The sequence below is a fragment of the Flavobacterium sp. LMO6 genome (assembly GCF_009495795.1).
GTDB lineage: Bacteria > Bacteroidota > Bacteroidia > Flavobacteriales > Flavobacteriaceae > Flavobacterium.
Genome location: NZ_WIBH01000005.1, coordinates 62746 through 88991, shown reverse-complemented (window position 1 = coordinate 88991; position 26246 = coordinate 62746). Strand labels below are relative to the sequence as shown.

Sequence of the window (26246 nt, the reverse complement as noted above, 5' to 3'; positions counted from 1 at the left end):
TTCACTAATTATAAATTTGTATTAAAGTGAAATAGAAATTTGTTCTGAGTTCAAAAAAAACAGAAAAAATAAAACTAAATGTCTTACATTTTTTATAAATTTGGTGAAAATTAAAATAAATTACTTAATTATGAAAAAAACATTACTTTTATTAACTTTATTATCTTTTGGCGTTAGCAATTCGCAAGTGCTTATTAATGAAGATTATAATGCTTTAACTGTTGGAAATATTACAACAGTTGTGGATGGAACTTTAGCTGGGCAAGGTGGTTATTTTGCTGCTAATGGTACAGTTTCTAGTTATCAAATTGTTTCAGAAGGTGGTTCAAGAGGAAACGTAATTGAAATTACAGGTTCAAATACTGCAACTGGGACACGTTTTTTATTCAAAGATATTACTTCTTTGTGGTCAGGTAGAACTTCTGGAAACAATGTTATTGATGTTGAATTTGATATTTTTACTGGAGGTACAACAACAAGTAAAAATACTGCTCGAGTTTATTTATACAATGATACAGATGTTGCTTTAGCTGGTATAGGTTTAAATTTAGAAACAAAAGCAATTTCTGGTTATGCATTTTTTGATCCAAATAATGGTGGAGTTAATCCAGTTGGCTTTTATTCTTTTAACTTAGGAGCTTCTAATGCTGTACTGAATTTAACAGCTAGTACTTGGGTTAGAGTCGGATTATCTTATAATACTACAACCAAAGAGGTAGTTTGGAAAGGACCAGGATTTTATGTAGGTGTTGATGGAGCTACTCCAACATCAGGTACTACTAATCCTAAAGAAGTAGATTATATTCATACAGCAGGAACAGCTAATGCTGTTGCAGCCACTTCTAGATTTGATAATTTATATTTAGAGGCTGTTGCTACTGAAGATTTATTAGGAACTGAAAATATTGTAATTTCTAATGATAGTTTTGCATTATATCCAAACCCAACTACATCTGTTTTAAACATATTAAATAATAATAATGTTGAAATCAAAAACATTTCTGTAACGGATATCAATGGAAGAGTTGTTAAAAATGAAACAGGTTCATTAACTCAAATAAACGTTTCTGACTTAAATTCAGGTGTTTACTTTGTAACTATTGAAGCTGCTGAAGGTAAAACAACTAAGAAATTTATCAAACAATAATTTCTTTCAAAAAGAATAGTAAATTAAAAACGACCAGTATTACTGGTCGTTTTTTTTCTTTTTATCACTATTCATCATAAGCATTACGGCGCCTACTAAGCCGAGAATTACAATTGCAAAAATTGCAATCATAATAAATGCTCCATTTCCCCAAGAATAAAGTGGTAATAATAAATTTGCCATAGTTACAAAGGTTAGAATTTACACAAAGGTAAACCTTCACAATTGTTTATAAACTGATAATTATCATGTGAATTTATTCTAAAAACTTGGCTTTTAATTCAGATGTTGGTATCATGCAAGCTTCTTTTTTACCATACCATTTATATCTATTTTTTGCGATATAATCATAAATAGTATCACTAATTCCTGTGGGTAATAGTGTGAAAACTCTTGCTAAAGTAAAAACACCACTTAATCTTTTTGCAATTTGTAAAGCAGCAGTAGATTTATAATAATAAGAAATACCAGGCTCATATAGCACAATACTATCCGTATGAATGGGATTAATTCCAATATGTTTTAATATTTTTTGACCTAAATTGGATTGTAAGGATACAAATCGAAAAATATCTTTTTTATCCTGTTTTATAATATATTGAACAGATGAATTGCAAAGGTTGCAAACACCGTCAAAAAGTATAATTTTTTTATCTTGTGGTAAGTCTTGTATTTCCATAAATCAAGTTCAATGTCAAGTTCAATATCAAGTTCAATCTTTAATTTTTAAAAAAAGGAACACAGATTTTTAAAAAATTAAGTAATTGAAAAAACTCTGTATAACTTAAACAGGTTGCACGTATTCCAATTGCTCTAAACTCACTTTTGATGTGAAAATTCCGTAATTCACAGTTGCTTTTGTTTTTTCGATTACATCAATGGTTCCAATCGCTTTTCCATCTATCATTCTAACTCTGTCGCCAACTTTTAAAGTAACTTTTGGTTTGTTTTCTTCTTCAATTTTGGCTTTGATTTTTTTTTCTTTTTTAACTACTCGAATTTCCTCCACAATAACCTTGACTTCTTCTTCCACTTTTTTCTGGATGACTTCTTTTACTTTCTTTTCCTTTACAGAAAGCTTTTTACGTTTCGAATTTTCAATTTCAACCATTTTCAGAAATTCGCCAATTAACGTTTTTTTATCTTTGTTATTGAAGTAACTTTCCGAAATATCATCAATCTTTTGACCTATGTAAATCAAACGCTGATTCGCATCATATAATTCCTGATAACGTTCTAATTTATCTTGAATTTTTGCATTGATGGTTTCCATTTTTTTGCTTTCTTCACGCGCTTTGGTTTCTTCTTCCTTTAAATTTAAAGATGTTTTTTCCAATTTAGAACGCTCTTTTTGAAGTGTAGCAATTGTTTTGTCAAATCGGACTTTTCCACCTTCAATTTTCTTTTTGGCACGATTGATTAGTCCGTATGGAATGCCATTTTTCTGAGCTACTTCAAATGTAAATGAACTTCCGGCTTGACCTAATATTAATTTGTACATGGGTTCTAATGATTTCTCATCAAACATCATATTGGCATTGGAAGCAAAAGGTAATTCGTTAGCTAATATTTTTAAGTTGCTGTAATGTGTTGTTATAATTCCGAATGCTTCGCGAGCATAAAATTCTTCTAAAAACGTTTCAGCTAAAGCGCCACCTAATTCCGGGTCAGAACCAGTTCCAAACTCATCAATTAAAAATAAGGTTTTAGCGTTACATTTCTTCAAAAAATAATTCATATTCTTCAATCGGTAACTGTACGTACTCAAATGATTTTCGATAGACTGATTATCTCCAATATCCGTTAGAATTCTATCAAATAAAAAGGTTTCACTTCGTTCATGAACCGGAATTAATATCCCACTTTGAAGCATTAATTGTAATAAGCCAACAGTTTTTAAAGAAATTGTTTTTCCACCAGCATTAGGTCCGGAAATTACAATAATTCTACTTTCATTGTTAAGTTCTATAGTTTGCGGATAAGTAATCGCCTTTTTTTCTTTGTTATTTAAATACAAAATAGGATGGAAGGCTTCTCTAAAATACAACCGCTTTTCTTCGATAATATTTGGAAGAATTCCATTGATTTTATTAGCGTATTTTGCCTTTGCAGCAATTACATCAACATCACTTAAAAAGTCTTGATAAGCCGCAATAGTTTCTGTAAAAGGACGAATTTCATTTGTCAAACGTTTTAAAATACGCATTATTTCTTCACGTTCTTCAAACTCTAAATTGTTCAATTCTCTTGAGTAACGTTGTGCTGCCTCGGGTTCGATATAAGCAATACTTCCTGTTTTAGAACTTCCTAAGATAGAACCTTTTACTTTTCTTCGGTACATGGCTAAAACCGCTAAAACTCTGCGATTTTCAACAACCGTTTCTTTGATGTCATCTAAATAACCTAACGAATTGTATTGACTTAACGCCATTCCAAAACTTTGATTGATTTTACCTCTAACTACATTAATATTTCTTCTAATGTCAATTAAATCTGGTGAAGCGTTGTCTTTTATAATTCCAAATTTATCAACAACTTCGTCAATTCTTTGAATGATTAATTTGACAATATCAATTTGAGAAGCTTTTTGATGTAAAGTTGGATAATAGTCTTCGAATTTCTTTAAAAACTGAATCAACGTAATGGCTGTTTCTGAAAGGTTGGCAATCTTTTTAAAACTTCCAACTTCTAAAAAACTGTCTTCAATTGCTAAGAATTTTAATTCGTAATTAATGTTTTCAAATCCGTGATTCGGAATCGCATTATTGTTAGAAAAAGAAGATAAATATTCAGAAGTTTGCTTTAAGTTGATAAGCAATTCTTCTTTGTTTTTAAAAGGCGTTATTGCCATTGCTTTTGCTTCACCAATATCAGTGTTACATCGACCAGCGATGGTTTCTAAAACCGTATTGAATTCTAAATCCTGAAGCGTTTTTTGGGTAATCGAAATCATTTTTCTTTTTCTGTTAGGTCAAAGTTACAAAGTAATAAAGGCATATTGCAACAGAAATTTATATTTTTGGGAAAAATTATAAAATGTTTATCAAAAATCAGAGTTGGGATACCTTATTAGAGTCTGAATTTCAGAAGCCATATTTTGTAGAACTCATGCAACAAGTGGAACAAGAATATACTATTACGACTTGTTTTCCGCCCAAAGAACTCATTTTTTCGGCTTTTGAACAATTTGATTTTCAAGATACAAAAGTGGTCATCATTGGACAAGATCCGTATCATGGAATCGGTGAAGCTAATGGTTTGTGTTTTTCGGTGAATGATGGCGTTGCGATTCCGCCTTCGTTGAAAAATATTTATACAGAAATTAATAATGAATATGATAGATTTCTATTCCCAACATCGGGTAATTTAGAACGATGGGCAAAGCAAGGTATTTTGTTGTTAAATGCTGGTTTAACGGTAAGAAAAGACGAAGCTAACAGCCACAAACACCTAAAATGGAATGTTTTTACCGATGCTGTAATTGATTTGATTAATCAGAAATCTGAAAACGTGGTGTTTTTATTATGGGGTGGTTTTGCACAAAAAAAAGGTAAATTAATAAACAGAAGTAAACATTTGGTTTTAGAAAGTGGTCATCCTTCTCCTTTAAGTGCTAACAGAGGTTTTTGGTTTGGTCATGATCATTTTAAATTGACGAACGAATACTTATTAAAAAATAAAAAAGTTGAAATAGACTGGTAGTCTTTTCAACTTTTTAATGATAATTTTAAACTGTTTTATAAGATAGTAAATTCGATATTATTGGAACCAATTACTGTTGTTTTAATGGTTACAGTAACCGCATCTTTTGAATCTAAAGAAACGATTTCGTTATCTACTGATAATCTATATTGGCCTGCAGTGTTTGGAGTTATTACACTTTCATACTGATAATCACTTTCTAGCGCATCTAATTGACAAATTGCTGATATATAACTACCTAGTTGATTGCTACCTAAATTATTTGTAATGGTATAGTTTGTTGAAGTTACATATTCCCAATTTCCAGCATTATTTTTCTTTTCTAAAGTATAATTAAAGAAAAATTCTTCAGAGGTAGTTGTTAAGTATAAATCTAAAGGATTTGTGTCTTGAGGAAGTAATCGAGCAAAATTACACGTAACGGTAGCGCTACTAGAGGTTGTAATTACTTCAATTAAACCATTTGATGTTACATATTTTGAAGCATAAAATTCATCATCATTTTCTGTACATCCTGTAAAAATTAAAGCTATTATTACTACTGTAATGTATTGAATATATTTTTTCATATGTTTTCTTTTTAAAATCTATAACCTAAATTAATTCCTAATCTTGAAATATCTTTTGGACTTTCTGCGTGAAATAAGTTTTTTCCCATTCCAATAGTAATATCAACTACAAAACTTTCTTTTATATAGAATTTATATCCTGCAGAGGCACCAATTGCTAAATCATTATACTCTTTAACAGAAGTTACAACATAATCAGCAACTCCATTATTTAGGGTAACTAACTCTTTATATTGTCCGCCATTAATAGAAGTAAAGGCTTCTAAATAATATAAGTTTACTGCGCTTTTAGATAAAGCATAACGTACATAAGGTATTATTTGATAATCTATTAATGTTCTAGTGTCGTCAGTTGAAAAGTTATCTTTTTTGCTTGATTTATTTAAGAACATTCCGGTAATTCCAACAGAGAAATCATTATTTAAAAAGCGCTCATAAGTAATTCCTAATCTTCCATTTGAAATTAAATTTAGAACATCAAGTTTAACTTCGTTTTTTTTTGTAAGAATTGGAGAGGCTATTGTATCTAAATTTGTTTGGGAAAAGGAAATAGAGGAAAGGAATAAACAAAATATTACACTTATTTTTTTCATAAATAGGGGATGTTAATTTGCGTAAATATAACAAAATAATTAATTAAAAGTAAGAGCTCCTAAAATTTCTTCACTCATAAATTTTCCACCAGGATAGGTTGCTGTGTAATCTAAATTCAACCAAATCTGACCTCTTTCATCAATATGATAGTGAATTTCTTGATTCTTACTTTCGTTAATAAACAATACTTCTTTTATTAAATATATGGCATATTCTAAATCATTTTTATTTCCAATTAACATTTCTGGATACAAATGACCTCCTGTATGAATAATTCTAGGAGTGCCACCAATTGCTTTAATACAAGCCGACATTAATATTGCATGATCATCACAATCGCCAGAAAAATGTTGTAAACTTTCTGAAGCATAAGCAATATATTCTCTTCCTTTAGGATCGTTTACATAATTCCAATGATTTCTAATTTCTTTGAAAATGGCAAAACACTGAATCATTCTTCTTTTATCTCCGGTTTCATTACTAGTAGTAAAGTGTTTTGAAGTTGCATATAATGCAAAGTTTCTAACTTTTGGATTTGCAAAATCTACTGCATCTATAATTTTAGATTTATTAGGGAAAGGTAAAAGTTTTTCAATAATAATGTCCTGAGGTTTAGGGTTTTCACTCATTGAATATATCATGTGTTTATAATCTTCAAATACTCTTCCAAAACCATATCCACCAAAAATAGTTCCATAAAATAACGAGATTAAATACAAGAAAATGATTAAAATTAAAATTGTTTTAACCAATCTTAAAATTAACTGAATAATTACAACAAGTAAAATAAAAAGTAAAATTCTATCTAAATGAATTGGCCAATTTAAATCAATTAAATTTTGATGAGCAATTATAAAAATAGGAATTGCAATAAGAATATTTAATAAAAAAATGATAACATTATCCCATGGCTTCGGTAAAGAAAGCTTTTCTTTTAATTCAGCGATTGTGGGGATTTTAATTGTCATTTCGTTTAAAACGATAAAAATACGGAATTATTTAAGTATCGATTCTTTTGGTGGTTTTTTATCGATAATTTGAAGCTTCAAAAGTTGTTCCATAATTTTTTCTAAAGTTGGTGCTGTCATTTGTTTTTGCGACCAACGCGTTAATTTCAACCATTCTTGTATTGCAGCAACTTCTTGATTATATTTGGCTGCTAAAGTTCTATCAATACTTGGAATTAGCTTAAATTCTTCGGTTGTAGTATTTATGATGTCTAAAATTTGCTCAATTACTTTTGGATGATTTTCCAAAACTTCATTTCGAACTGCAATTACAAAACAAGGCCATGGAGTAGGACAATCTGCAATTCTTCTAAAAATCCCTTTATCTACAAGAGGTTGCGTCATAAAACGTTCCCACATGAAATAATCAGCTTTTCCTGAAGTTAAACTTTCAACGGCGCCATCAATAGTATTTACGATTTCGAATTGTATGTTTTCTGTATTCCAATTTTGATTTTGTGCATTCACAATACTCATCAAATGCGAACCGGAACCCATGCGAGAAATCGCTACTTTTTTATGTTCTAAATCGGAAAGTGTTTTATAATTAGAATTAGCAGCAACGTGAATTCCCCAAATCAAAGGACTTTGCACATAAACTTGTACAATCTTACTCTGATTTCCAGCAGCGATATCTTTGATAATGCCTTCGGTAAGAATTACGGCAATATCGGTTTCACCATCGCGCAACATTTGACACATTTTTCCTGTTCCTTCAGGAACATCAGTCCATTGTAAATCGATTCCCACGGCTTCAAATTCGCCATCTTCAATGCACATATGCCAAGGTAAGTTGAAATGTTCTGGAACTCCCGCTATTTTGATTGTTTTCATTTTAAAAGTATTAAGACAAAAGAATTAAGTATTAAGACTATACAGATAATTTTGAGATACATTGCTCTCTAATTTCCCAAATTTCTTCAAAGTTATTATTTTGATTGGTTTCTTTAATCCAATTTTTCAAAAAAGCCTTATGATAAGTTACTTTAAAATCACTTACTTGATTAGGAGTTATTTCGATTTCTTCAACGATATCCTGCTTTATTTTGTCGTAAAATGAATCAACTGTTGTGACATCAACTGGAACTTGGTTTATTTTCAAATAACAATGTGCTTCTGGAATGTACTCAATTTTATTATTTGAAAGTAAATCACCCAATTTCGGTGTATTTGTCTCGTTCATTTTAAATATTCCAATGTATAACTTAACATTTTCAATTCCATTATTATCTGCAAAATCCTTTAAGAAAGCATGTTTTGAACTACAAGTTCCTTTGTTTTCAGAAAGTACTAATGAAAAATCGTATCTATTAGCATTTCTACCGTAAGGAATGTTTTTTACTTTATCGATTAGTTCTTTAAATTCCATTTTCTGAATACTAAATACTGATTACTGAACACTATTTAAAAGCTGCCACCATTTCCAAATTACATCATTTTCATCTGGATAATCTTCCATAAAATGAAAACCTACTTTTTGTAAAACGTGATTAGAAGCCCCGTTTTCGGCATGCGTATAAGCATTCATTTCTTGGATGTTCATTTGGTTGAAACCATAGTCTAACCAAGCCTTTGAAGCTTCAGTAGCAAAACCTTTGTTCCAAAATTTTTCATTTAAACGATAGCCGTAATCATAAAAATTGGTATTTCCATTTTCTACGTGGTCGTTTACAAATTTAATTCCTGTCCAACCGATTAATTCATTCGTATCTTTAGTAATAGCAATAAAACGCCCAATTCCGTAATCAACGTATTGTTTTCTAACCATATCAATATAAGCATGAACTTCGTCAATGTGAACAACAGGTTTTTGCCACAGATATTTGTGAACATTAGGATTGCAATCCATTTCAAATAGAGCATTTGCATCTTCATGACGCATTTCTCTTAGGATTAGTCTTGGTGTTTCTAATATTAATTTCATTGTTTTATTTTTAAATCAGAAATTATAATTCTATATCCATCAGGATCTAAAATCATTTTCCCGTTTTCATTCCAATAAGGATTTTTGGCTTCTACGAATTCAATTTTTTTTGATTGAATTTTATTCATGATGAAGTCAAACTCTATTTTATTGTTTGGATAAAAAACTAAAATATCATCCTCGTTAAAATCAAAATGAACAACTTCTTCTGATTTTGTAAATTCTAAATGCCAATTCTCATTTGATTTTCCAATAAAAATACCATCATAATCATTATGTTTTACAAAATTACCTAATAATTCAAAACCTAAAATATCGATATAAAAAGATTTAACTTGTTCTAAATTATTGGTATGTCTTGCAAAACGAAACGTCATTTTTTTTTTTTAATTATTCAGATAACTTATTCAAAGTATATTCAATTAATTCATCCACAGCTTTGTATGGGTCTTCACTGAAAGTTCCAGTTGCACGATTTGCGATGATAGCATTTAATGATAAACAGTTATGACCTAATAGTTTTCCTAAACCATAAATAGCGCCGGTTTCCATTTCTAAATTGGTCATTTTAGTTCCGTTGAAATTGAAACTATCCATTTTAGAATTTAATTCTGGATCTTGAATTCCTAAACGCACTACACGTCCTTGTGGTCCGTAAAATCCACCAGCTGTTCCAGTAAATCCTTTGAAAATTTTATCGCTTTCCAAACGTTGTTCTAAAGTTTTACTTCCAGAAATTACATAAGGACGCCCTTTTCTCATGTCCCAATTCGTTTGTTTGATGAACGCTTCTTCCATTTCTATTTCCGAAATTTCATCGATTAAATAGGAGCGAAGCATGTTGTCTAAACCTAATCCATACTGACTCATAACAAAACTATCGCAAGGAATATCCGCTTGTAACGAACCCGAAGTTCCGATACGAACTATATTCAACGAAGTCAATTCTGTCTTAACAGTTCTGGTTGCTAAATCCACGTTTACCAAAGCGTCTAATTCATTCATTACGATGTCGATGTTGTCTGGACCAATACCAGTTGACATAACGGTAATTCTTTTGCCTTTGTAGGTTCCGGTTTGGGTTTTAAATTCGCGTTTTTGAGTCGTAAACTCAATAGAATCAAAGTGTTTGGTAATTTTTTCAACACGATTTTGATCACCAACGAAGATAATATCGTTAGCTACTTGTCCAGGTTTTAAATTGATGTGATATACACTTCCGTCTGGATTTAATATTAATTCTGATGCTGCTATCATTTGTTTTTTAGTCTAAAGTTTCAGGTTTCAGGTTCTTTAACTTTGAACTTGAAACCTGAAACAAATTTATCCACCTACTCGTTTTGTTTTGAATCCTTTATCTTGTAATAGTTTCATGATTTTATCACGATAATCACCTTGAATGATGATTTCACCCTCTTTAAAAGTGCCACCTACTGCTAATTTGCTTTTGATTTCCTTAGCTAAGATTTTAAAATCTTCCTCTTCGCCTTCATATCCTGAAATTATCGTGGTAGGCTTTCCTTTACGTTTTTCATATTTGCAAATCATAGGTTCCTTTTGAACAAATAGTTCATGATGGGTTTCCTCGATTGCTTCTGGTTCATTTGAAACTTCGTGGTCGGGGAAAAGTTTTTTTAGTTGTTCTTCTAAATCATTCATAGTTAATTTTTTAGAACGCAGATAATACTGATTTTTCGAATTACCGCTGATTTTATTTTCTATAATTTTGAAATACTTTTCTACAAAACTCAGGTTTTTTTCCAAAGTTTAATAGAAGTCCTACTTCAATATTCGTGCTTTTTAAATAATTAAGTAGTTGAAATTCATGAGCTTCAGTAATTACTTCAGTAGCTTTTAATTCTAAAATCACTTTATCGTTTACTATTAAATCGGCATAATATTCTCCTACTTCAACATTCTTGTAATATACTTTTATTTGCTTTTGAGATTCAACTTCAAATCCATTATTTTTCAATTCAGTATACAATGCATTTTGATATACTTTTTCTAGAAAACCATATCCTAGCTCATTGTATACCTCATAAAATAATTTCAAAATTGAACCTGTTAACTCTTTGTGTAAAATACTACTCATAATTTTTATTTATAATCTGCGGTTATCCGAAAAATCCGTTTCATCCGCGTTCTATTGTGGCGTGTAAATATTAATCTTTAAACAAAAAACCAAACCCCAATGTTACTTGGAATTTGGAATTTATTATTTAGAGTATTTTATTCTTTATTTCTTAATTAAACCTAATTCCACCAAACGTTCATGTAAAAAATCACCAGCGGTAATATCTTCATATAATTTTGGATTATTTTCATCGATACATTCAGGCAAACAATTTAAACTCATATCACTTACAGGATGCATGAAGAAAGGAATTGAATAACGAGAAGAACCCCACAATTCTCTTGCCGGATTAACCACTTGATGAATCGTTGATTTCAACTTATTATTCGTATGTCTTGATAACATGTCGCCCACATTAATCATCAATTCGTCTGGTTGTGCCATAGCGTCAATCCATTCTCCATTGTGATTTTGTACTTGTAATCCTTTTCCTTGAGCGCCCATTAATAAGGTAATCAAGTTGATGTCACCATGTGCTGCTGCACGAACGGCTCCATCTTTAGGCTCGTCAGTAATAGGTGGGTAGTGAATTGGACGTAAAATACTGTTTCCGTCTTTGATGTATTTATCAAAGTAGAATTCGTCTAAACCAATGTAAATCGCTAAAGCTCTTAACACATAAACGCCTGTTTTTTCTAACATTTGGTACGCTTCTTTACCTACTTCATTGAATTTAGGCAATTCAGTTACTTCAACATTATCTGGATATTCACCAGCATATTTAGAACCTTCACTAACGTATTGTCCAAAATGCCAAAACTCTTTTAAATCACCAGCAGAGCGACCTTTAGCATGTTCTTTACCGAAAGAAACATAACCACGTTGTCCGCCAATGCCCGGGATTTCGTATTTTTCTTTGGTTTCTAAAGGAAGTGTGAAAAAATTTCTTACTTCTGAATACAAACCTTCAACTAATTTGTCATCTAAAAAATGACCTTTTAATGCTACGAAGCCGATTTCTTCGTAGGCTTTTCCGATTTCATTTACAAATTTTTGTTTACGTGCCGGATCATCCGACAGGAAATCACGTAAGTCAACACTAGGAATTTGTTGCATACTTAAGCTTTGTTATTAATAAATCATTTTGGGCTAAACCCAAGTATTGACAAATGTATAGAAATAATTTAAATTCAAAATAGTAAAGTTATTAACATTCTAATTTACTCAATATTAATGCGTTCAAAAAAAGAGTTAATTTTTTATAACAATTCACTTTCAAAATGTTATTTTTATTACTTTTGAGCAAAATTTAATTGTTCCAACATCATGAACTTTGAAAGAAAAGAATTAACGAATCCTCAATTATTAGATTTATATAAAAAAATATTGAAACCCAGATTGATAGAAGAAAAGATGCTTATCTTAATTCGTCAAGGAAAAGTTTCTAAATGGTTCTCTGGAATTGGACAAGAAGCTATTTCTGTGGGGATTACTTCAGTTTTGGATAAAGATGAATATATTTTACCAATGCACCGTAATTTAGGAGTATTTACTACGCGTGATATTCCGTTGCACCGTTTGTTTTCGCAATGGCAAGGAAAGAAAAACGGATTCACAAAAGGTCGTGATAGAAGTTTCCACTTTGGAACGCAAGAATATAAGATTATTGGAATGATTTCGCATTTAGGTCCTCAATTAGGGATTGCAGACGGAATCGCTTTAGCCAATAAATTAAGAAAGAACGGAAAAGTAACAGCAGTATTTACTGGTGAAGGGGCTACTTCAGAGGGCGATTTTCACGAAGCTTTGAATATTGCAGCTGTTTGGGAATTACCGGTTTTATTCGTTATTGAAAATAATGGTTACGGATTATCAACACCAACAAACGAGCAATACCGTTGTGAAAACCTTGCCGATAAAGGTGTAGGTTACGGAATGGAAAGCCACGTTGTTGATGGAAATAACTTGTTAGAAGTAGTGCATTTGATTTCGGAATTAAAAGCATCTATGGTAGAAAATCCGCGTCCGGTGTTATTAGAGTTCAAAACGTTTAGAATGCGTGGTCATGAAGAGGCGAGTGGTACTAAGTATGTTCCGCAAGAATTAATGGACATGTGGGCGGTGAAAGACCCAGTAGAAAATTATAGAAATTACTTAAAAGCTACAGCCGTTTTATCAGAAGAAGAAGATGAAGCTATTAGAGCTGAAATTAAGAAAGAAATCGATACGGATTGGGCAAAAGTGCAAGAAGAACCAGAAATTGTAGCTTCGTTAGAAGAAGAATTGGGAGATGTTTACCAACCTTACGAATTTGAAGCATTCAATCCTTCTTCAGAAGTAGAAAATATCCGTGTGATTGATGCGATTTCGAATGGTCTACGTCAGTCGATGGAACGCCATGAGAATTTGGTAATTATGGGACAAGATATTGCTGAATATGGTGGTGCTTTCAAAATTACCGACGGATTTGTAGCGCAATTTGGAAAAGAAAGAGTTAGAAATACACCAATCTGTGAAAGTGCTGTAGTTTCAGCCGCTAACGGATTATCAATAAACGGATTTAAAGCGGTAATGGAAATGCAATTTGCAGATTTCGTTTCAACCGGATTTAATCCAATCGTAAACTTATTAGCGAAGCAACATTACAGATGGCAAGAAAAGTCGGATGTAGTGGTGCGTATGCCTTGTGGTGGTGGTACTCAGGCAGGACCTTTCCACTCACAAACTAACGAAGCTTGGTTTACCAAAACACCAGGATTAAAAGTAGTGTATCCAGCGTTTCCTTATGATGCAAAAGGTTTATTGAATACCGCAATTAACGATCCAAATCCGGTATTATTCTTCGAACACAAGCAATTGTATAGAAGTGTGTATCAAGATGTACCAAAAGATTACTATACGTTACCTTTTGGGAAAGCGTCTTTAATTAAAGAAGGAACGGATGTTACGATTATTTCTTTTGGAGCAGGCGTTCATTGGGCTTTAGAAACTCTAGTTAAAAATCCAGAAATTAAAGCAGATTTATTGGATTTAAGAACATTACAACCAATGGATTGGGATGCAATTTACGCTTCAATCAAGAAAACAAATAAAGTAATCATTTTACAAGAAGATACTTTATTTGGTGGTGTTGCCAGCGATATTTCAGCAATGATTATGGAAAACTGCTTCGAACATTTAGATGCTCCTGTTAGAAGAGTGGGAAGTTTAGAATCACCTATTCCATTTATGAAATCATTAGAAGATCAATATTTACCTAAAGTTAGATTTGAAAAAGAATTAAAAGAGCTATTGGCTTATTAATTTGAACAATAAATATTTTAAAAAAGACACTTTCTGGGTGTCTTTTTTAATTTTACATCGTCTCATACCAGCTAAATTTGGAGTGGATTATCGCTTCTTTTTACTTTTTTAAATAATCCAAATAGGCTAGGACGGCTGGGATGTGATTTTTGCCTTTTACCCAAATTAAACTCCAATCGGTTTTAATGGGTAATTGTATGCCTTAATTTTATCAATTAATAGACTGTTATTCACATAAACAGTCTATTAATTTATTGTTAAATATTTTCCATGGATCATAACTTACACCATTAAAATTTGAACTTATAGTGATTCTACCATATGCACATTTTCCATTGTTTTTAGTAGCATAAAATCCTACATCAAATGTTTTATAATCAGGAAAGCCGTTATTTTTTTTAATATTACTAATACTGCTATTGTAATAACTAAGCATTTTTAATTTATAATCTGTATTGTTAAATAATTTAAATGCAATTTTTTCTACATCTACACGAGTTATTTCTCCATCAAAGCCTTTAAAATCATTGTTTAAGTAATCTTTTGGTGCTTTGGTTTTATTAGTAAGATTTGAATACATTTCCTTTTTTTGAGCCTCCGCTTTTTCAGTTGATTTATTGATGATATCTGAAAAAGGATAGTCTTTAGAAAGTTCTTTAGAAAATTCAACAACTTTTTTTAATTTAATATTTGGCATTATTCCAGAAAACTGAGGAAACCGATCTGCATCTTCCGAAAACATACCAATACCAATTCTAGTATTATAACCCTTTAAGTGGTCATAAACGGTTACATCAAATTCATCAATACTAACTTTCCATTTCTTTTGATTTGCAGTTTGTTTTTCCATTTCTTGCAAAAATCTATAATGAAATTCTTGGTGAATTGTATTTACGTCAAAGGTTGCCGCCTCGTTTGTTGGTGGTATTATAACTCCTGAACCACGAATAACACCTTGATTGTCCTGAGTAGCAGAAATTTTATAGTTTTCTATTGGTTGAACACCACTCAAAAAACGCATACTAATAAAAATGGATTCACTTTCTAATAATTTCATTTTTTGTACATCGTGTATTTCAAAAGCTATATATACAGGATCTGTTGAATTAAATTTTAAAACATTAGGTACCGTATTTAAATCAGATTCAATAATTGGTGTATTAGAAAATCGAATATATGTTTGAGAAAAACTATTAAAGCTAACTAAACATAAAATGAGTGTTTTTAAGAAAAGTTTTGATGTCATATTAATTTTATTTAAGAAAATAAGATAGTTGTAAATTTAATTTTTTTTATCTTTTTATACAATATTTTTTATTTTTTTATGATACTATATTAGTAAAATAGTCTTTTGTTGTTATTTTATATTATATTTTAACACGTAAGATATTTTTAGGATTTAGTTAAATTTCATTTAAATATCTTCTGAACATCTTTTTTTTACCTCATTTAAAATTTCATTATAAATTTCAACAGAAAAATTTGATTTAATTATCATTGCTGTGAAATTTTTATTTATTAAAAAATCTTCAAATTTTTCATAACTCTCAAAACTGTTATGTGGATTGTCTGTAATATTGCATCTTACAATTTGTCTTTTATCACTATCTAAGGTAATGATTTCATGTTCGCATTTCCACTCTAAATTATCCATATGTTGTGTTTTTTAATAAATAACATTTAGCCATCCAATTTTTAAATTAATATTTGCTTGTGTGTTATTTTTAATTTCAACGTTATTATTTTTTATATCTTCAATTATTATTGAAGTATTTTGTATACTATCCAAAGAGTCATAAAGTATTTCTGTTATCTGTAAGTCATATTCCTTTTTAGTGTTGGTTTCTAAAAGTGAAACAAAATACCTGTTTTTATGATAAGTTCGTTTTACATTGCTAATGGATGGTGTTTTTTTATATAGTGAAATAATGTTTCCAGTTAGTACATAAGGCTTAGATTTTGATGGAATTTTGTTTGCGAAATTTAAACTTCCTAAGATACCCCAAATAATGAATACGATGCTGAAAATATGAATTATGAATTTAATAGCGATTGGTTGTTTCATAAATTCAGGATGACGATAAATAATCTGTAAAAAAAGAATGCTAATCACAATTGCAATTGGAACAACAAGATAGTAATAGCTATAAATAATTAAATCAATGGAGTTAATAATAATATGAATCGGGGCTAAAACCATTCCTACAATCCCAATTACTACAAATAAAATATAAAAAATAATCAATGGCCAAAGGGCTTTGCTAGGGGCTGTTTTGTCTTTAGTAGTTTTCATGCTTATTTATCAAAATCGTTTAAAAATTCGGAAAGGAATTTAAGTTGTACTTTTCTTTCTTCTAAAGAGTGATTAAAGTATTTATCTTTAAATTTAGTTTCAAACATTTTAGTTCTTGGGTAGAAATATTCTACTTTAAGATTTCCTACTGTTTTTTCTTTGTTTAAACTAAATCAATATTAAATACTGTTGGTTACTACAGTTGTAATACCTCCAAAAATGAGTCTGTCATGATTAATATTATTTGTTTAATAGTATGGGGTATAAAAACAAACCCGTTATGTATTTAGAAAAAAATAAAACAATGTTCATAGAATTATTAAAATATGGACATTTAATTAGTTTTAAAATTAATTAAATAAACAAATGACCTTAATCAAAGCTATGAAAATATTTTGAAAAGTCTGCAATCTCTAAATATTTTTTTAAACTATTCTTTAATTTTGATAACCAAAACTTGAATTAGAATTTAATCGAAATTGAATATAAAGTCATATTTATAATTGATTTTAATGTCAATCAATTGATAAATAATAGCAAGTATACTTTATATTTTTTCGATTGCTTTGCATTTTTTTATTTGATCACTTAAGAAGTTTCTTACTAATAAACTATAAAACAAGCTTACACCGTTTCATACCAACTAAACTTATTCTTTATAATCGCTTCTTTTTCCTTTTTTAAATATTCCAAATAGGCTAGGGCGGCTGGGTTGTGGTTTTTACCTTTTACCCAAATCAAACTCCAGTCGGTTTTAATGGGTAATCCTTTTAAAGGAATAATTTGTAAGTCCTTGTTTTGTATTTCTTTACGAATACCAATTAAAGGCATGATTGAATATCCTAATCCTGCTAAAATGGATTGTTTTACTGCTTCATTTGAAGTAAGTTCCATTTTCTTTTCTATTTTAATCGCATTTTTTTGAATAAAACGTTCCATAGTTTGCCTTGTACCAGAACCAATTTCTCTAAATAATAATGGACGTTTTTGTAAAATAGTTTCCATATCCTTTTTTGAAGTAAAATCTTCCTCCATATTACCTACAAAATAGAGTTTGTTTTGCATTAAGTCTATTTTTTCTACGTTTAATTTTTCTGGAAGAATGGATACTAAAGCAAAATCTATTTCATTTTGTTGTAAACTTTTAACCACTTTATTTTTATTGGTTACATCCATTTCGAGTTCAACACCAGGATGTAATTTTAAAAAATCAGATAAAAAATAAGGCATAATGTATTTTCCTGTAGATACAATATCAATTTTAATTTTTCCAAAAAGCTGCCCTTTATAGGCTAACGTTTTGTAATTAATTGTTCCTACTTGTTGTAGTATTTGTTCAGCTGCTTCTGCAATTTCTTTTCCAAAATCGGTTACATAAATTTTCCTTCCAATTACTTCAGTCAGTGGAATTTCAAATTGATCTTGAAAATTTTTCAATTGAATGGACACTGCAGGTTGAGTTAAATGTAATTCTTCAGAAGCTTTTGTTACACTCTGATTTTGAACAACTTTTAAAAATATACGCAATTGGTTTAATGTATAGTTCATAAAATATAATTATGTAAATGATTACAAATATAAATAAAAATATATGGAATAAAGGTTAGAAATTTGTAAAAAATATTAAAATCATGAAAAAAGTAACCATTGCAAAAGGAGACGGAATTGGTCCAGAAATTATGAATGCTGTTATTAAGATTATTAAAGCAGCTAATACGCCAATTGATTTTGAAGAAATTGAAATAGGTGAAAAAGTCTATTTAGCTGGGAATTCATCTGGAATTTCCGATTCAAGTTGGGATGTTATTCGAAGAAATAAAGTGTTACTAAAAGCTCCTATAACAACTCCTCAAGGTGGAGGTTATAAAAGTTTAAATGTAACCATGAGAAAAGCTTTAGGTTTGTATGCTAACATAAGACCATGCCTTGCTCTTCATCCTTTTGTAGCAACAAACTTTCCTAAATTAGATGTTGTAATTGTTAGAGAAAATGAAGAAGATTTGTATGCAGGAATAGAACACCAACAAACTGATGAAGTAGTTCAGTGCTTAAAATTGATTAGCCGACCAGGTTGTGAAAAAATTATTCGCTACGCTTTTGAATATGCTAAAAATTACGGTAGAAAAAAAGTTACTTGTTTTAGTAAAGACAATATTATGAAGCAAACAGACGGATTGTTTCATCAGGTATTCAAAGAGATTGCCATGGAATATCCAGAAATTGAATCTAACCATATGATTATCGATATTGGAACGGCTTATTTAGCAGATCATCCTGAAAAATTTGATGTTATTGTAACCTCAAATTTATATGGTGATATTATTTCAGATGTAGCAGCACAAATTGCGGGCTCAGTAGGATTGGCAGGTTCCGTGAATATAGGAAATGAATGTTCTATGTTTGAAGCAATTCATGGATCTGCTCCTGATATTGCTGGTAAAAACATTGCTAATCCATCTGGCTTACTTCAAGCTGCTATTGCAATGTTATATCATTTAGGTTTTTCAGAAAATGCTACAATGATTCAAAATGCGTGGCTTAAAACTTTAGAAGATGGAATTCATACCGCCGATATTTTTAATATCGAAAATAGCAAAATAAATTCGAGTACTTCTGATTTTGCAAATGCTGTTATTGCTAACTTTTTGCAGCAACCTAAGATTTTAAAAGCGGTAACTCCTCCACAAAATTCTGTTATTAAGTTACCTGCATATACAAGAAAACCAGCTGCAAATAAAGAATTATTAGGTGTTGATTTATTTGTTCATTGGACAGGAACCGATGCTAATTTGTTAGCAAATCGACTAAATCAACTAATTAAAGATGATATTTCTTTAGTAATGATATCTAATAGAGGTGTAAAAGTATGGCCAAATGGATTTTCAGAAACTTTTTGTACCGATCATTGGCGTTGTAGATTTCAATCTAATGCTCCAATATCTAAAGGATTAATTGTAAATCTTTTAGGAGATGCAATAGAATTAGGTATCGATGTCATTAAAACTGAAAATTTGTATCAATTTGACGGAACTAAAGCGTATTCAATGGGACAAGGGCAATAAAAAAATCATAAAATATTTTTATACATATGATTACAAATATAAATAAAAACAAATGATTTATAATCCGCAACTTTGCCCCAGTATTTAATTAAGTACCATTACGATGAAGAAATTTAGTATTCAAATAATATTAGTGGTTTGTACTATAATAGAAGTAATATTATTATTTAAAATTATAGATACGACAGATATAATTTATAATGGACTTTATTCTGGTTTAGCAATATTAGTGATGCTTACAATGATTCGTTTAATTTACAATTTTACAGATACTATTTATGGAAACCATGAAAAAAATTAATTTAATCGACGGACATTTTAATTCTTTTGAAGCAAGAGAAATTTTAATGGATTTGTGTAATAAAAACCTAAATTTTAATCAAGTACAAAACTTTAGTTCTCAAATTCGATTTGGAAAAGACGATACAAATGCGCTTAAAAGAATTGATTCTTTAAACGAAAGTAAGTCTTCTATTTGTGAGATATTAAATGAAGCTAAAGCAACAAATAAAAAGTTAATTATTAAGTCTTTTATAGAAATTGAATATGAAGATTAGTCAAAATTTCTTTAAAAATAGAGATTTATTAATTGTAACCAAGCATAAAAAGGAGCAAGTAATTGCTCCTTTATTTGAAAAAGAATTGGGCGTTAATTGCTTTGTTTCTAAAGAGTTTGATACTGATTTGTTAGGCACATTTAGTGGTGAAATTTCTCGTAAATATGATGCTCTTGAAACCTTGAAACAGAAATGTTTACAAGCCATGGAACTTGAAGGGTATGATTTAGCAATTGCCACAGAAGGTTCTTTCGGAAATCATCCAGCTGTTTTTTTTGCACCTGCAAATGAAGAACTAATCCTTTTATTAGACAAAAAAAATGAAATTGAAATTATAGAACGCGTTATAAGTTTAGATACAAACTTTGATGCACAAGAAATTCATTCAAAAGAAATGTTATTTGCATTTTTAGAAAAGATACAATTTCCATCGCATGGTGTTATAATAAAAGATAAAAAACAAGATTGGAATAAAATTAAAAAAGGAATTACCTGTAAAGAAACAATTGAAAAGTGTTTTGAAGATTTTACAGAAAATAAAAATTCATGCTATGTAGAAACGGATATGCGAGCAATGTATAATCCGACTCGAATGAAAATAATAAAAGAAGTTAGTTTAAAGTTAATCAATAAAATTAATTCTTTTTGTCCAAGTTGCCATTTACCCGGCTTTGGAGTGGTTAAAGCCAAAGCCGGTTTATTATGTAGTTCTTGTTCTATGCCTACACGATCTGTTTCTGCTCATGTGTATAATTGCCAAAAGTGTAATTATGAAACAGAAAAAATGTATCCGAATGGTAAATCTATTGAAGATCCAATGTATTGCGATTTTTGTAACCCATAAAATATGATAAGTACTAATTTAGACCAAGCAGTTGCTCTTTTAAACAAGGATCAAATTATAGGTTTTCCTACTGAAACAGTTTACGGATTAGCAGGTAATGCTTTTAGCGATGTAGCTATTAAAAAAATATATGAAGTTAAAAAACGACCTTCTTTTAATCCACTTATTGTTCATATAAAATCATTTGATGTTTTAGACACCGTTGCCACTGAAATTCCAGAAAAAGCCCATTTATTAGCTAATGCATTTTGGCCAGGTCCATTAACTTTACTTCTAAAAAAGCAACCTACAATTTCTAACTTAGTAACTGCAAATTTAGACACTGTTGCAGTTAGAATTCCAAATCACCCTGTTGCTTTAGAGTTGTTACACCAATTGGATTTTCCTTTAGTGGCTCCAAGTGCAAATCCATTTACACGAATTAGCCCTACCAAAGCAGAACATGTGGCTCAATATTTTGAAAATGAAATTGACATGGTTTTAGACGGAGGAACATGTACGGCAGGAGTAGAGTCTACCATTGTTGGCTTTGAATCTAATAAAGTAATTGTTTATCGTCTTGGAGCACTTTCATTAGAAGCTATAGAAAAGGTTGTTGGTCCGGTAACAATTATCAATAAAAATAAAAAAAATCCTAAAGCTCCTGGAATGTTTTTAAAACATTATTCTCCAAAAACAGAATTTATTTTAACTCGTAATCTTCAAAGTGAAATTGATTGGTTTCAGGATAAAAAAGTTGGTTTGCTTTTATTTAATACTATCCAACCTAATTTTGAACTAAAAAACCAGTTTGTTCTCTCAAAAGATAGTAATTTAAATGAAGCTGCAGCAAATTTATATGAAGCGCTACACGAATTAGATAAACTAAACTTAGATTTAATAATAGCAGAACGATTTCCAGAATATGGATTAGGAATAACAATTAATGATCGCTTAGAAAGAGCCTCTAAAAATTAATAACACAAACTAACAAATATGAATTTTAATTTATTACTCGAAAATTTAACAAATCCGGCATTATTGTATTTCATTTTAGGAATAGTTGCAGTCTATTTAAAAAGTGATTTAGAGATTCCTCAAAATTCTTCAAAATTTATATCGCTTTATTTACTTTTTGCTATTGGTTTTAAAGGCGGACAAGAATTATCTCATGAAACGATTACAAGCGAAATTTTATGGTGTATGCTTTTTGGAATTTCAATCGCTATAATAATTCCTTTATATACATTTTTTGTATTAAAACGTAAGTTAAATGTTTTTGATGCTGGTGCAATTGCTGCTGCCTATGGTTCTATTAGTGCAGTAACTTTTGTAACTGCAGTATCGTATTTAGAATCGCAACAAATTTCAATTCATGGCTATATGGTTGCTATTATGGCCTTAATGGAATCGCCAGCTATTATTGTTGGTTTAGTATTAATTACACTTTTCAATAAAGAAAAATCAAGTAAGTTTAATAAATCGGAAATTTTACGTCACTCATTTACAAATGGAAGTGTATTATTAATCTTAGGTAGTTTGATAATTGGGTTTTTAGCTAGTGATAAACAAGCAGAAGGAATTCAGCCATTTACTAACGATTTATTTAAAGGATTTTTAGCTATATTTTTATTAGACATGGGAATAACAAGTGGTAAAAAATTAAAATCTTTCTTTGACCACGGATGGTTTCCCTTTGCATTTGCATTCTTAATACCGTTAGTGAATGGAAGTTTGTTTGCTTGGTTAAGTGGTTATATAACAGATGATGTTTCAAATCGTTTTATTTTCTCAATATTAGCAGCTAGTGCATCCTATATTGCAGTTCCTGCAGCCATGAAAATTACCGTTCCAAAAGCCAATCCAGGATTGTTTTTACCAATGGCACTTGCCGTAACTTTTCCTGTAAACATAACCATTGGTATGCCTTTGTATTTTTTTATTGTTCAGAATTGTTAATGAATGTAATTAATTGATTTAAAAACACTTAAAAATTAAAAATTCAGAAAACGTAATTTATTTTTATAATTCGATAGAAAATCATAAATTCGATAAACTTTAAAATTAAATTATATGAATTCAGAAAATAATGTAATTGTATCTTATGCTACTGATAGTGAAAGAGCTACATTTTTTAAAAAGACGTACAGTCATGTCGCTTATGCTATTTTAGCCTTTATGTTAGTAGAATCTATTTTATTGAAGATTGTACCAATAGATTGGATTTTAATGATGATGGGTGGTAAATTTGTATGGTTGTTTATATTGGGATTATTTTGGTTGGGATCAACATTATCAGACCGATTGGTTTTTCATCCTGATAGAGACAAACAATATTTAGGTTTAGGATTATATGTTTTATTAGAGGCTATAATTTTTTTACCAATGATAGCCATTGCGGTTATTTATTCGGGTAGCGAAATGATTATGCAAGCGGCAATTATTACCTTATTCATGTTTTCTGGATTAACAGCGGTTGTATTTATGACAAAAACCGATTTCTCTTTTTTAAGAACTGCAATTACAATAGGAGGTTTTGTTGCGTTAGGAGTAATTGTTGTAGGTGCTATTTTTGGTTTTAATTTAGGATTATGGTTTTCTGTTGGTATGGTTGTATTAGCTTCTGCTAGTATTTTATATCAAACTAGTCAAATTAAAGATAATTTTAGTACAGATCAATACGTTGGAGCTTCATTACAATTGTTTGCTTCAATTATGTTATTATTCTGGTATATTTTAAGAATATTAATGAGTAGAAAATAAAAAAAGGTTTTTAAATAAATCAAAAGCCCTGAAATACTATATTTCAGGGCTTTTTTATAATAGATAGTTAAAAAGACATTCGTAATTAATTTGGAGTAAAATGAATTTAATTTAAAAAAAATATTTTTAATATTTACTCGTACAAACTCAACCTATTTTTCAAGTAATTAATCTCAGTAAGTAATTGATTTTCTTTATCTTGTAGATTTAGAATAATATCAATACCTTCTTTATTTATTTTTAAATCGTTGTGTAATCGAATTATTTTTTCAAGAGTGCCCAATTGATTTTTATTTAAATATTTATTTTCGTTTTGAGCCGTAATTTCAATCAAACCAAACGCTTCTAAATCATGAATAAAGTTAATTTCGATTTGAGATTCTTTGCAAAATAGATCTACAACAATTAAATCAGATGTTTCCATAATGTTAGTTTTTAGTAGCTTTTGATAATTCATTGAATAATTCAGTTTCTTTTTCAGAAAGATTGGTTGGAATGGGAATCGTAAATATTACATACAAATCACCAAATTCATTATCCTTTTTATAGATTGGGAAACCTTTTCCTTTTAATCGAACTTTTGTACCGTTTTGAGTCCCAGCGGTTACTTTTAGTTTTAATTTAGTGTTATTAAAATCAGTAATTGTAACTTCTCCACCCAGTACAGCAGTGTATAAATTTAAATCATGATGTAAGAATAAATCATTTCCAACTCTTTTAAATAAAGTTGTATTTAGTATTGAAAAAGTAATGAATAAATCACCATTTGGGCCATTATTAACTCCAGTTCCGCCAAAACCGCTGATTTTTATGGTTTGTTGATCTTCAATTCCTGCAGGAATAGTAATTCGAATGTTTTTTCCGTTTACCGTAAATTCTTTTTTATGTGCTGTATAAGCTTCATTGATGCTAATTTGCAATTGCGCTTGAATATCTTGTCCGCGGTATTTTACTTGTGCTCTTTGTCTATTTCCAGATTGATTACCAAACATAGAGGAGAAAAAATCTGAAAAGTCTTCTTCTTGATAATTTCCACCAGAATAGGATTGTTGAGCAGCCGAGTTGGAATAACTTTGTTGTTGTTTCTGTTTTTCATACGCTTCACCATTTTCCCAATCTTTTCCATACGTATCGTATTTCTTTCTTTTTTCAGGATTACTCAGTACTTCATTAGCTTCATTAAGTTGCTGAAACTTGGCTTGTGCTTCTTTATCGTTTGGGTTGATGTCTGGATGTAATTTTCTAGCTTGTTTTCTGTAGGCTTTTTTTATTTCATCATTAGTTGCACTTTTTGTAACGCCAAGAACTTTGTAATAGTCTATAAATTCCATAAGAATTGTGAATTAAACACTTTAAATAATCTTAGAGTGTTTATGTAAATTTACGGAATTTAAAAGGGTTGTGACTTTAAATCGTTTATTTCTTTGAAAATAAGAGTATTATAATGAAATGGATTAGATTCATAAAAATTTAATCCATTTCATTTGGAGCATTTTATTACAATGATATACAAACCAATTAATATTGGAATTATGAATACAAAATACAATCCAAATAGTCGTAATAAGGAGATGCCAATGACTATAAATAAAAAGAACAGTATTTTATATTGAAGTGACTTCATTAATATTTACCGCTCAATAATTCACCACCAATTGCTGATTTTGCTTCAATTCCTAATTTTTTCATCATTTCGTATGTGGTACAAACAGCTGCTGAAGTTACCGGAATGCCACATTCTGCCTGAATTAAATCAATTGCTTCTAACGATGGCATTTGAACACAAGCTGATGCTACTAAAACATCTACACCTGTTAAATCTAATTGTTTGTAGATTTCCAATAAATTCATTGGATTTTGAGCTGCCACTTCTAAATTATCTGGAATTTCTAAAGCAATACTTTCTTTTACTTTAATGCCTTGATGTTCAATATAATCTACGACTTTATCAGTTAATGGGCGCATATATGGAGTTATTATGGAAACCGTTTTCGCTCCTAATACTTTTAATCCGTTAATTAATGCTCCAGCAGATGTTACAATAGGAGTAGGGAAGTCGTTCGCCACCGTTTCTTGGTGTAAATTTACTTCTGAAACACAATGATAACCACGCCCCATACTCATAATCGCTACTAAACACGCATATCCCATAACGTCTACATGAGCATCAGAAAGTTCTTGAGCACATTTTAAACTCATCGCATCCATAGCTTCGAGTTCTTCTTTGGTTACTTTTTTCATTCGCATTCTACTGCTGTGAAACGTAAAACGTTCCGGAAGTATCGTTTCTCTTGAACGAAAAATTGCTGGTATTTCGGTTTCCATCGTTACGTTTGATGATGGAACTATTTGGCCAATTCTGTATTTCATTTTCATAAGTTTACAGTCTCAGTCACAGTTAGCAGTCTGAAAACTGAAAACTGCG

31 protein-coding genes are annotated in these 26246 nt (G+C 30.1%); 10 read left to right on the top strand and 21 right to left on the bottom strand.

Annotated features, from left to right (window positions below):
- Positions 1–130: 130 nt before the first annotated feature.
- Entirely contained in the window at positions 131–1147 is a 1017-nt protein-coding gene (locus GFJ99_RS06595) for a T9SS type A sorting domain-containing protein (RefSeq protein WP_153208058.1), read from the top strand.
- Between the two features lie 39 nt (positions 1148–1186).
- On the opposite strand, the gene GFJ99_RS13640 is transcribed toward GFJ99_RS06595, so the two are convergent.
- From GFJ99_RS13640 to GFJ99_RS06580, 3 genes are all read right to left on the bottom strand, one after another.
- The gene (locus GFJ99_RS13640; RefSeq protein WP_153208057.1) at positions 1187–1330 is read right to left on the bottom strand and encodes a hypothetical protein; all 144 of its coding nucleotides are present in this window, start codon (positions 1328–1330) and stop codon (positions 1187–1189) included.
- Between the two features lie 73 nt (positions 1331–1403).
- On the bottom strand, positions 1404–1826 hold the full coding sequence (locus GFJ99_RS06585; protein ID WP_153208056.1) for a thiol-disulfide oxidoreductase DCC family protein: 423 nt from the start codon (positions 1824–1826) through the stop codon (positions 1404–1406).
- Positions 1827–1931: 105 nt separating this feature from the next.
- Positions 1932–4100, bottom strand: coding sequence for a DNA mismatch repair protein MutS (locus GFJ99_RS06580; protein WP_153208055.1), 2169 nt, complete (start codon positions 4098–4100; stop codon positions 1932–1934).
- Positions 4101–4183: 83 nt separating this feature from the next.
- Between GFJ99_RS06580 and ung the strand changes: the two genes are divergently transcribed.
- Complete coding sequence (gene ung, locus GFJ99_RS06575) at positions 4184–4849, top strand: uracil-DNA glycosylase (protein WP_153208054.1); 666 nt, start codon at positions 4184–4186, stop codon at positions 4847–4849.
- A gap of 35 nt (positions 4850–4884) precedes the next feature.
- On the opposite strand, the gene GFJ99_RS06570 is transcribed toward ung, so the two are convergent.
- The 11 genes from GFJ99_RS06570 to GFJ99_RS06520 all read right to left on the bottom strand — a co-directional run bounded on the left by GFJ99_RS06570 (position 4885) and on the right by GFJ99_RS06520 (position 12136).
- Positions 4885–5418, bottom strand: coding sequence for a hypothetical protein (locus tag GFJ99_RS06570; protein WP_153208053.1), 534 nt, complete (start codon positions 5416–5418; stop codon positions 4885–4887).
- A gap of 11 nt (positions 5419–5429) precedes the next feature.
- Positions 5430–6011, bottom strand: coding sequence for a hypothetical protein (locus GFJ99_RS06565; protein ID WP_153208052.1), 582 nt, complete (start codon positions 6009–6011; stop codon positions 5430–5432).
- Positions 6012–6050: 39 nt separating this feature from the next.
- Positions 6051–6980 (bottom strand): transglutaminase domain-containing protein, encoded by a 930-nt coding sequence (locus GFJ99_RS06560; protein ID WP_153208051.1) that lies wholly within the window; start codon positions 6978–6980, stop codon positions 6051–6053.
- A 27-nt stretch (positions 6981–7007) separates the two neighbouring features.
- Positions 7008–7853: a substrate-binding domain-containing protein gene (locus GFJ99_RS06555; RefSeq protein WP_153208050.1), complete on the bottom strand. Its 846-nt coding sequence runs from the start codon at positions 7851–7853 to the stop codon at positions 7008–7010.
- Positions 7854–7890: 37 nt separating this feature from the next.
- Complete coding sequence (locus tag GFJ99_RS06550; protein WP_153208049.1) at positions 7891–8388, bottom strand: hypothetical protein; 498 nt, start codon at positions 8386–8388, stop codon at positions 7891–7893.
- A gap of 21 nt (positions 8389–8409) precedes the next feature.
- Positions 8410–8943 carry a GNAT family N-acetyltransferase gene (locus GFJ99_RS06545; protein ID WP_153208048.1) on the bottom strand — a complete coding sequence of 178 codons (534 nt, stop codon included), beginning with the start codon at positions 8941–8943 and terminating at the stop codon, positions 8410–8412.
- Entirely contained in the window at positions 8940–9320 is a 381-nt protein-coding gene (locus GFJ99_RS06540) for a VOC family protein (protein ID WP_153208047.1), read from the bottom strand. Before GFJ99_RS06540 ends, GFJ99_RS06545 begins: the two co-directional genes overlap by 4 nt.
- 13 nt (positions 9321–9333) lie before the next feature.
- Positions 9334–10200: a nucleoside phosphorylase gene (locus tag GFJ99_RS06535; RefSeq protein WP_153208046.1), complete on the bottom strand. Its 867-nt coding sequence runs from the start codon at positions 10198–10200 to the stop codon at positions 9334–9336.
- Positions 10201–10266: 66 nt separating this feature from the next.
- Positions 10267–10602 (bottom strand): translation initiation factor, encoded by a 336-nt coding sequence (locus GFJ99_RS06530; RefSeq protein ID WP_153208045.1) that lies wholly within the window; start codon positions 10600–10602, stop codon positions 10267–10269.
- Positions 10603–10654: 52 nt separating this feature from the next.
- Positions 10655–11038, bottom strand: coding sequence for a GxxExxY protein (locus tag GFJ99_RS06525; protein ID WP_153208044.1), 384 nt, complete (start codon positions 11036–11038; stop codon positions 10655–10657).
- A gap of 144 nt (positions 11039–11182) precedes the next feature.
- Entirely contained in the window at positions 11183–12136 is a 954-nt protein-coding gene (locus tag GFJ99_RS06520) for an isopenicillin N synthase family oxygenase (RefSeq protein WP_153208043.1), read from the bottom strand.
- A 210-nt stretch (positions 12137–12346) separates the two neighbouring features.
- On the opposite strand from GFJ99_RS06520, the gene GFJ99_RS06515 reads away from it, so the two are divergent.
- A complete protein-coding gene (locus GFJ99_RS06515) occupies positions 12347–14323 on the top strand; it encodes a thiamine pyrophosphate-dependent enzyme (protein WP_153208042.1) in 1977 nt (658 codons plus the stop codon).
- Positions 14324–14549: 226 nt separating this feature from the next.
- On the opposite strand, the gene GFJ99_RS06510 is transcribed toward GFJ99_RS06515, so the two are convergent.
- From GFJ99_RS06510 to GFJ99_RS06495, 4 genes are all read right to left on the bottom strand, one after another.
- Positions 14550–15569 (bottom strand): hypothetical protein, encoded by a 1020-nt coding sequence (locus tag GFJ99_RS06510; protein WP_153208041.1) that lies wholly within the window; start codon positions 15567–15569, stop codon positions 14550–14552.
- A 168-nt stretch (positions 15570–15737) separates the two neighbouring features.
- Positions 15738–15977 (bottom strand): hypothetical protein, encoded by a 240-nt coding sequence (locus GFJ99_RS06505; protein ID WP_153208040.1) that lies wholly within the window; start codon positions 15975–15977, stop codon positions 15738–15740.
- 12 nt (positions 15978–15989) lie between these two features.
- Positions 15990–16616, bottom strand: a complete 627-nt coding sequence (locus GFJ99_RS06500) for a hypothetical protein (protein ID WP_153208039.1) — start codon at positions 16614–16616, stop codon at positions 15990–15992.
- Between the two features lie 624 nt (positions 16617–17240).
- The gene (locus tag GFJ99_RS06495) at positions 17241–18164 is read right to left on the bottom strand and encodes a LysR family transcriptional regulator (protein WP_153208038.1); all 924 of its coding nucleotides are present in this window, start codon (positions 18162–18164) and stop codon (positions 17241–17243) included.
- A gap of 83 nt (positions 18165–18247) precedes the next feature.
- Here GFJ99_RS06495 and GFJ99_RS06490 point away from each other — a divergent pair, with 83 nt between their 5' ends.
- The 7 genes from GFJ99_RS06490 to GFJ99_RS06460 all read left to right on the top strand — a co-directional run bounded on the left by GFJ99_RS06490 (position 18248) and on the right by GFJ99_RS06460 (position 23821).
- Positions 18248–19678, top strand: a complete 1431-nt coding sequence (locus GFJ99_RS06490) for an NADP-dependent isocitrate dehydrogenase (protein ID WP_153208037.1) — start codon at positions 18248–18250, stop codon at positions 19676–19678.
- Between the two features lie 103 nt (positions 19679–19781).
- Positions 19782–19979, top strand: coding sequence for a hypothetical protein (locus GFJ99_RS06485; RefSeq protein ID WP_008258407.1), 198 nt, complete (start codon positions 19782–19784; stop codon positions 19977–19979).
- Complete coding sequence (locus GFJ99_RS06480; protein ID WP_008258405.1) at positions 19966–20235, top strand: hypothetical protein; 270 nt, start codon at positions 19966–19968, stop codon at positions 20233–20235. The genes GFJ99_RS06485 and GFJ99_RS06480 overlap by 14 nt, the downstream gene beginning before the upstream one ends.
- The gene (locus GFJ99_RS06475) at positions 20225–21079 is read left to right on the top strand and encodes a DUF6671 family protein (protein ID WP_153208036.1); all 855 of its coding nucleotides are present in this window, start codon (positions 20225–20227) and stop codon (positions 21077–21079) included. The genes GFJ99_RS06480 and GFJ99_RS06475 overlap by 11 nt, the downstream gene beginning before the upstream one ends.
- A gap of 3 nt (positions 21080–21082) precedes the next feature.
- A complete protein-coding gene (locus GFJ99_RS06470; protein ID WP_153208035.1) occupies positions 21083–22036 on the top strand; it encodes an L-threonylcarbamoyladenylate synthase in 954 nt (317 codons plus the stop codon).
- Between the two features lie 18 nt (positions 22037–22054).
- A complete protein-coding gene (locus tag GFJ99_RS06465; protein WP_153208034.1) occupies positions 22055–23017 on the top strand; it encodes a sodium-dependent bicarbonate transport family permease in 963 nt (320 codons plus the stop codon).
- Positions 23018–23131: 114 nt separating this feature from the next.
- A complete protein-coding gene (locus GFJ99_RS06460; protein ID WP_153208033.1) occupies positions 23132–23821 on the top strand; it encodes a Bax inhibitor-1 family protein in 690 nt (229 codons plus the stop codon).
- Between the two features lie 133 nt (positions 23822–23954).
- Here GFJ99_RS06460 and GFJ99_RS06455 read toward each other — a convergent pair whose 3' ends face one another.
- From GFJ99_RS06455 to GFJ99_RS06445, 3 genes are all read right to left on the bottom strand, one after another.
- Positions 23955–24245 (bottom strand): chaperone modulator CbpM, encoded by a 291-nt coding sequence (locus tag GFJ99_RS06455; RefSeq protein ID WP_040471116.1) that lies wholly within the window; start codon positions 24243–24245, stop codon positions 23955–23957.
- Positions 24246–24249: 4 nt separating this feature from the next.
- On the bottom strand, positions 24250–25152 hold the full coding sequence (locus tag GFJ99_RS06450) for a DnaJ C-terminal domain-containing protein (protein WP_008258394.1): 903 nt from the start codon (positions 25150–25152) through the stop codon (positions 24250–24252).
- Positions 25153–25444: 292 nt separating this feature from the next.
- Complete coding sequence (locus tag GFJ99_RS06445; protein ID WP_305069016.1) at positions 25445–26191, bottom strand: Asp/Glu racemase; 747 nt, start codon at positions 26189–26191, stop codon at positions 25445–25447.
- Between the last annotated feature and the right edge of the window lie 55 nt (positions 26192–26246).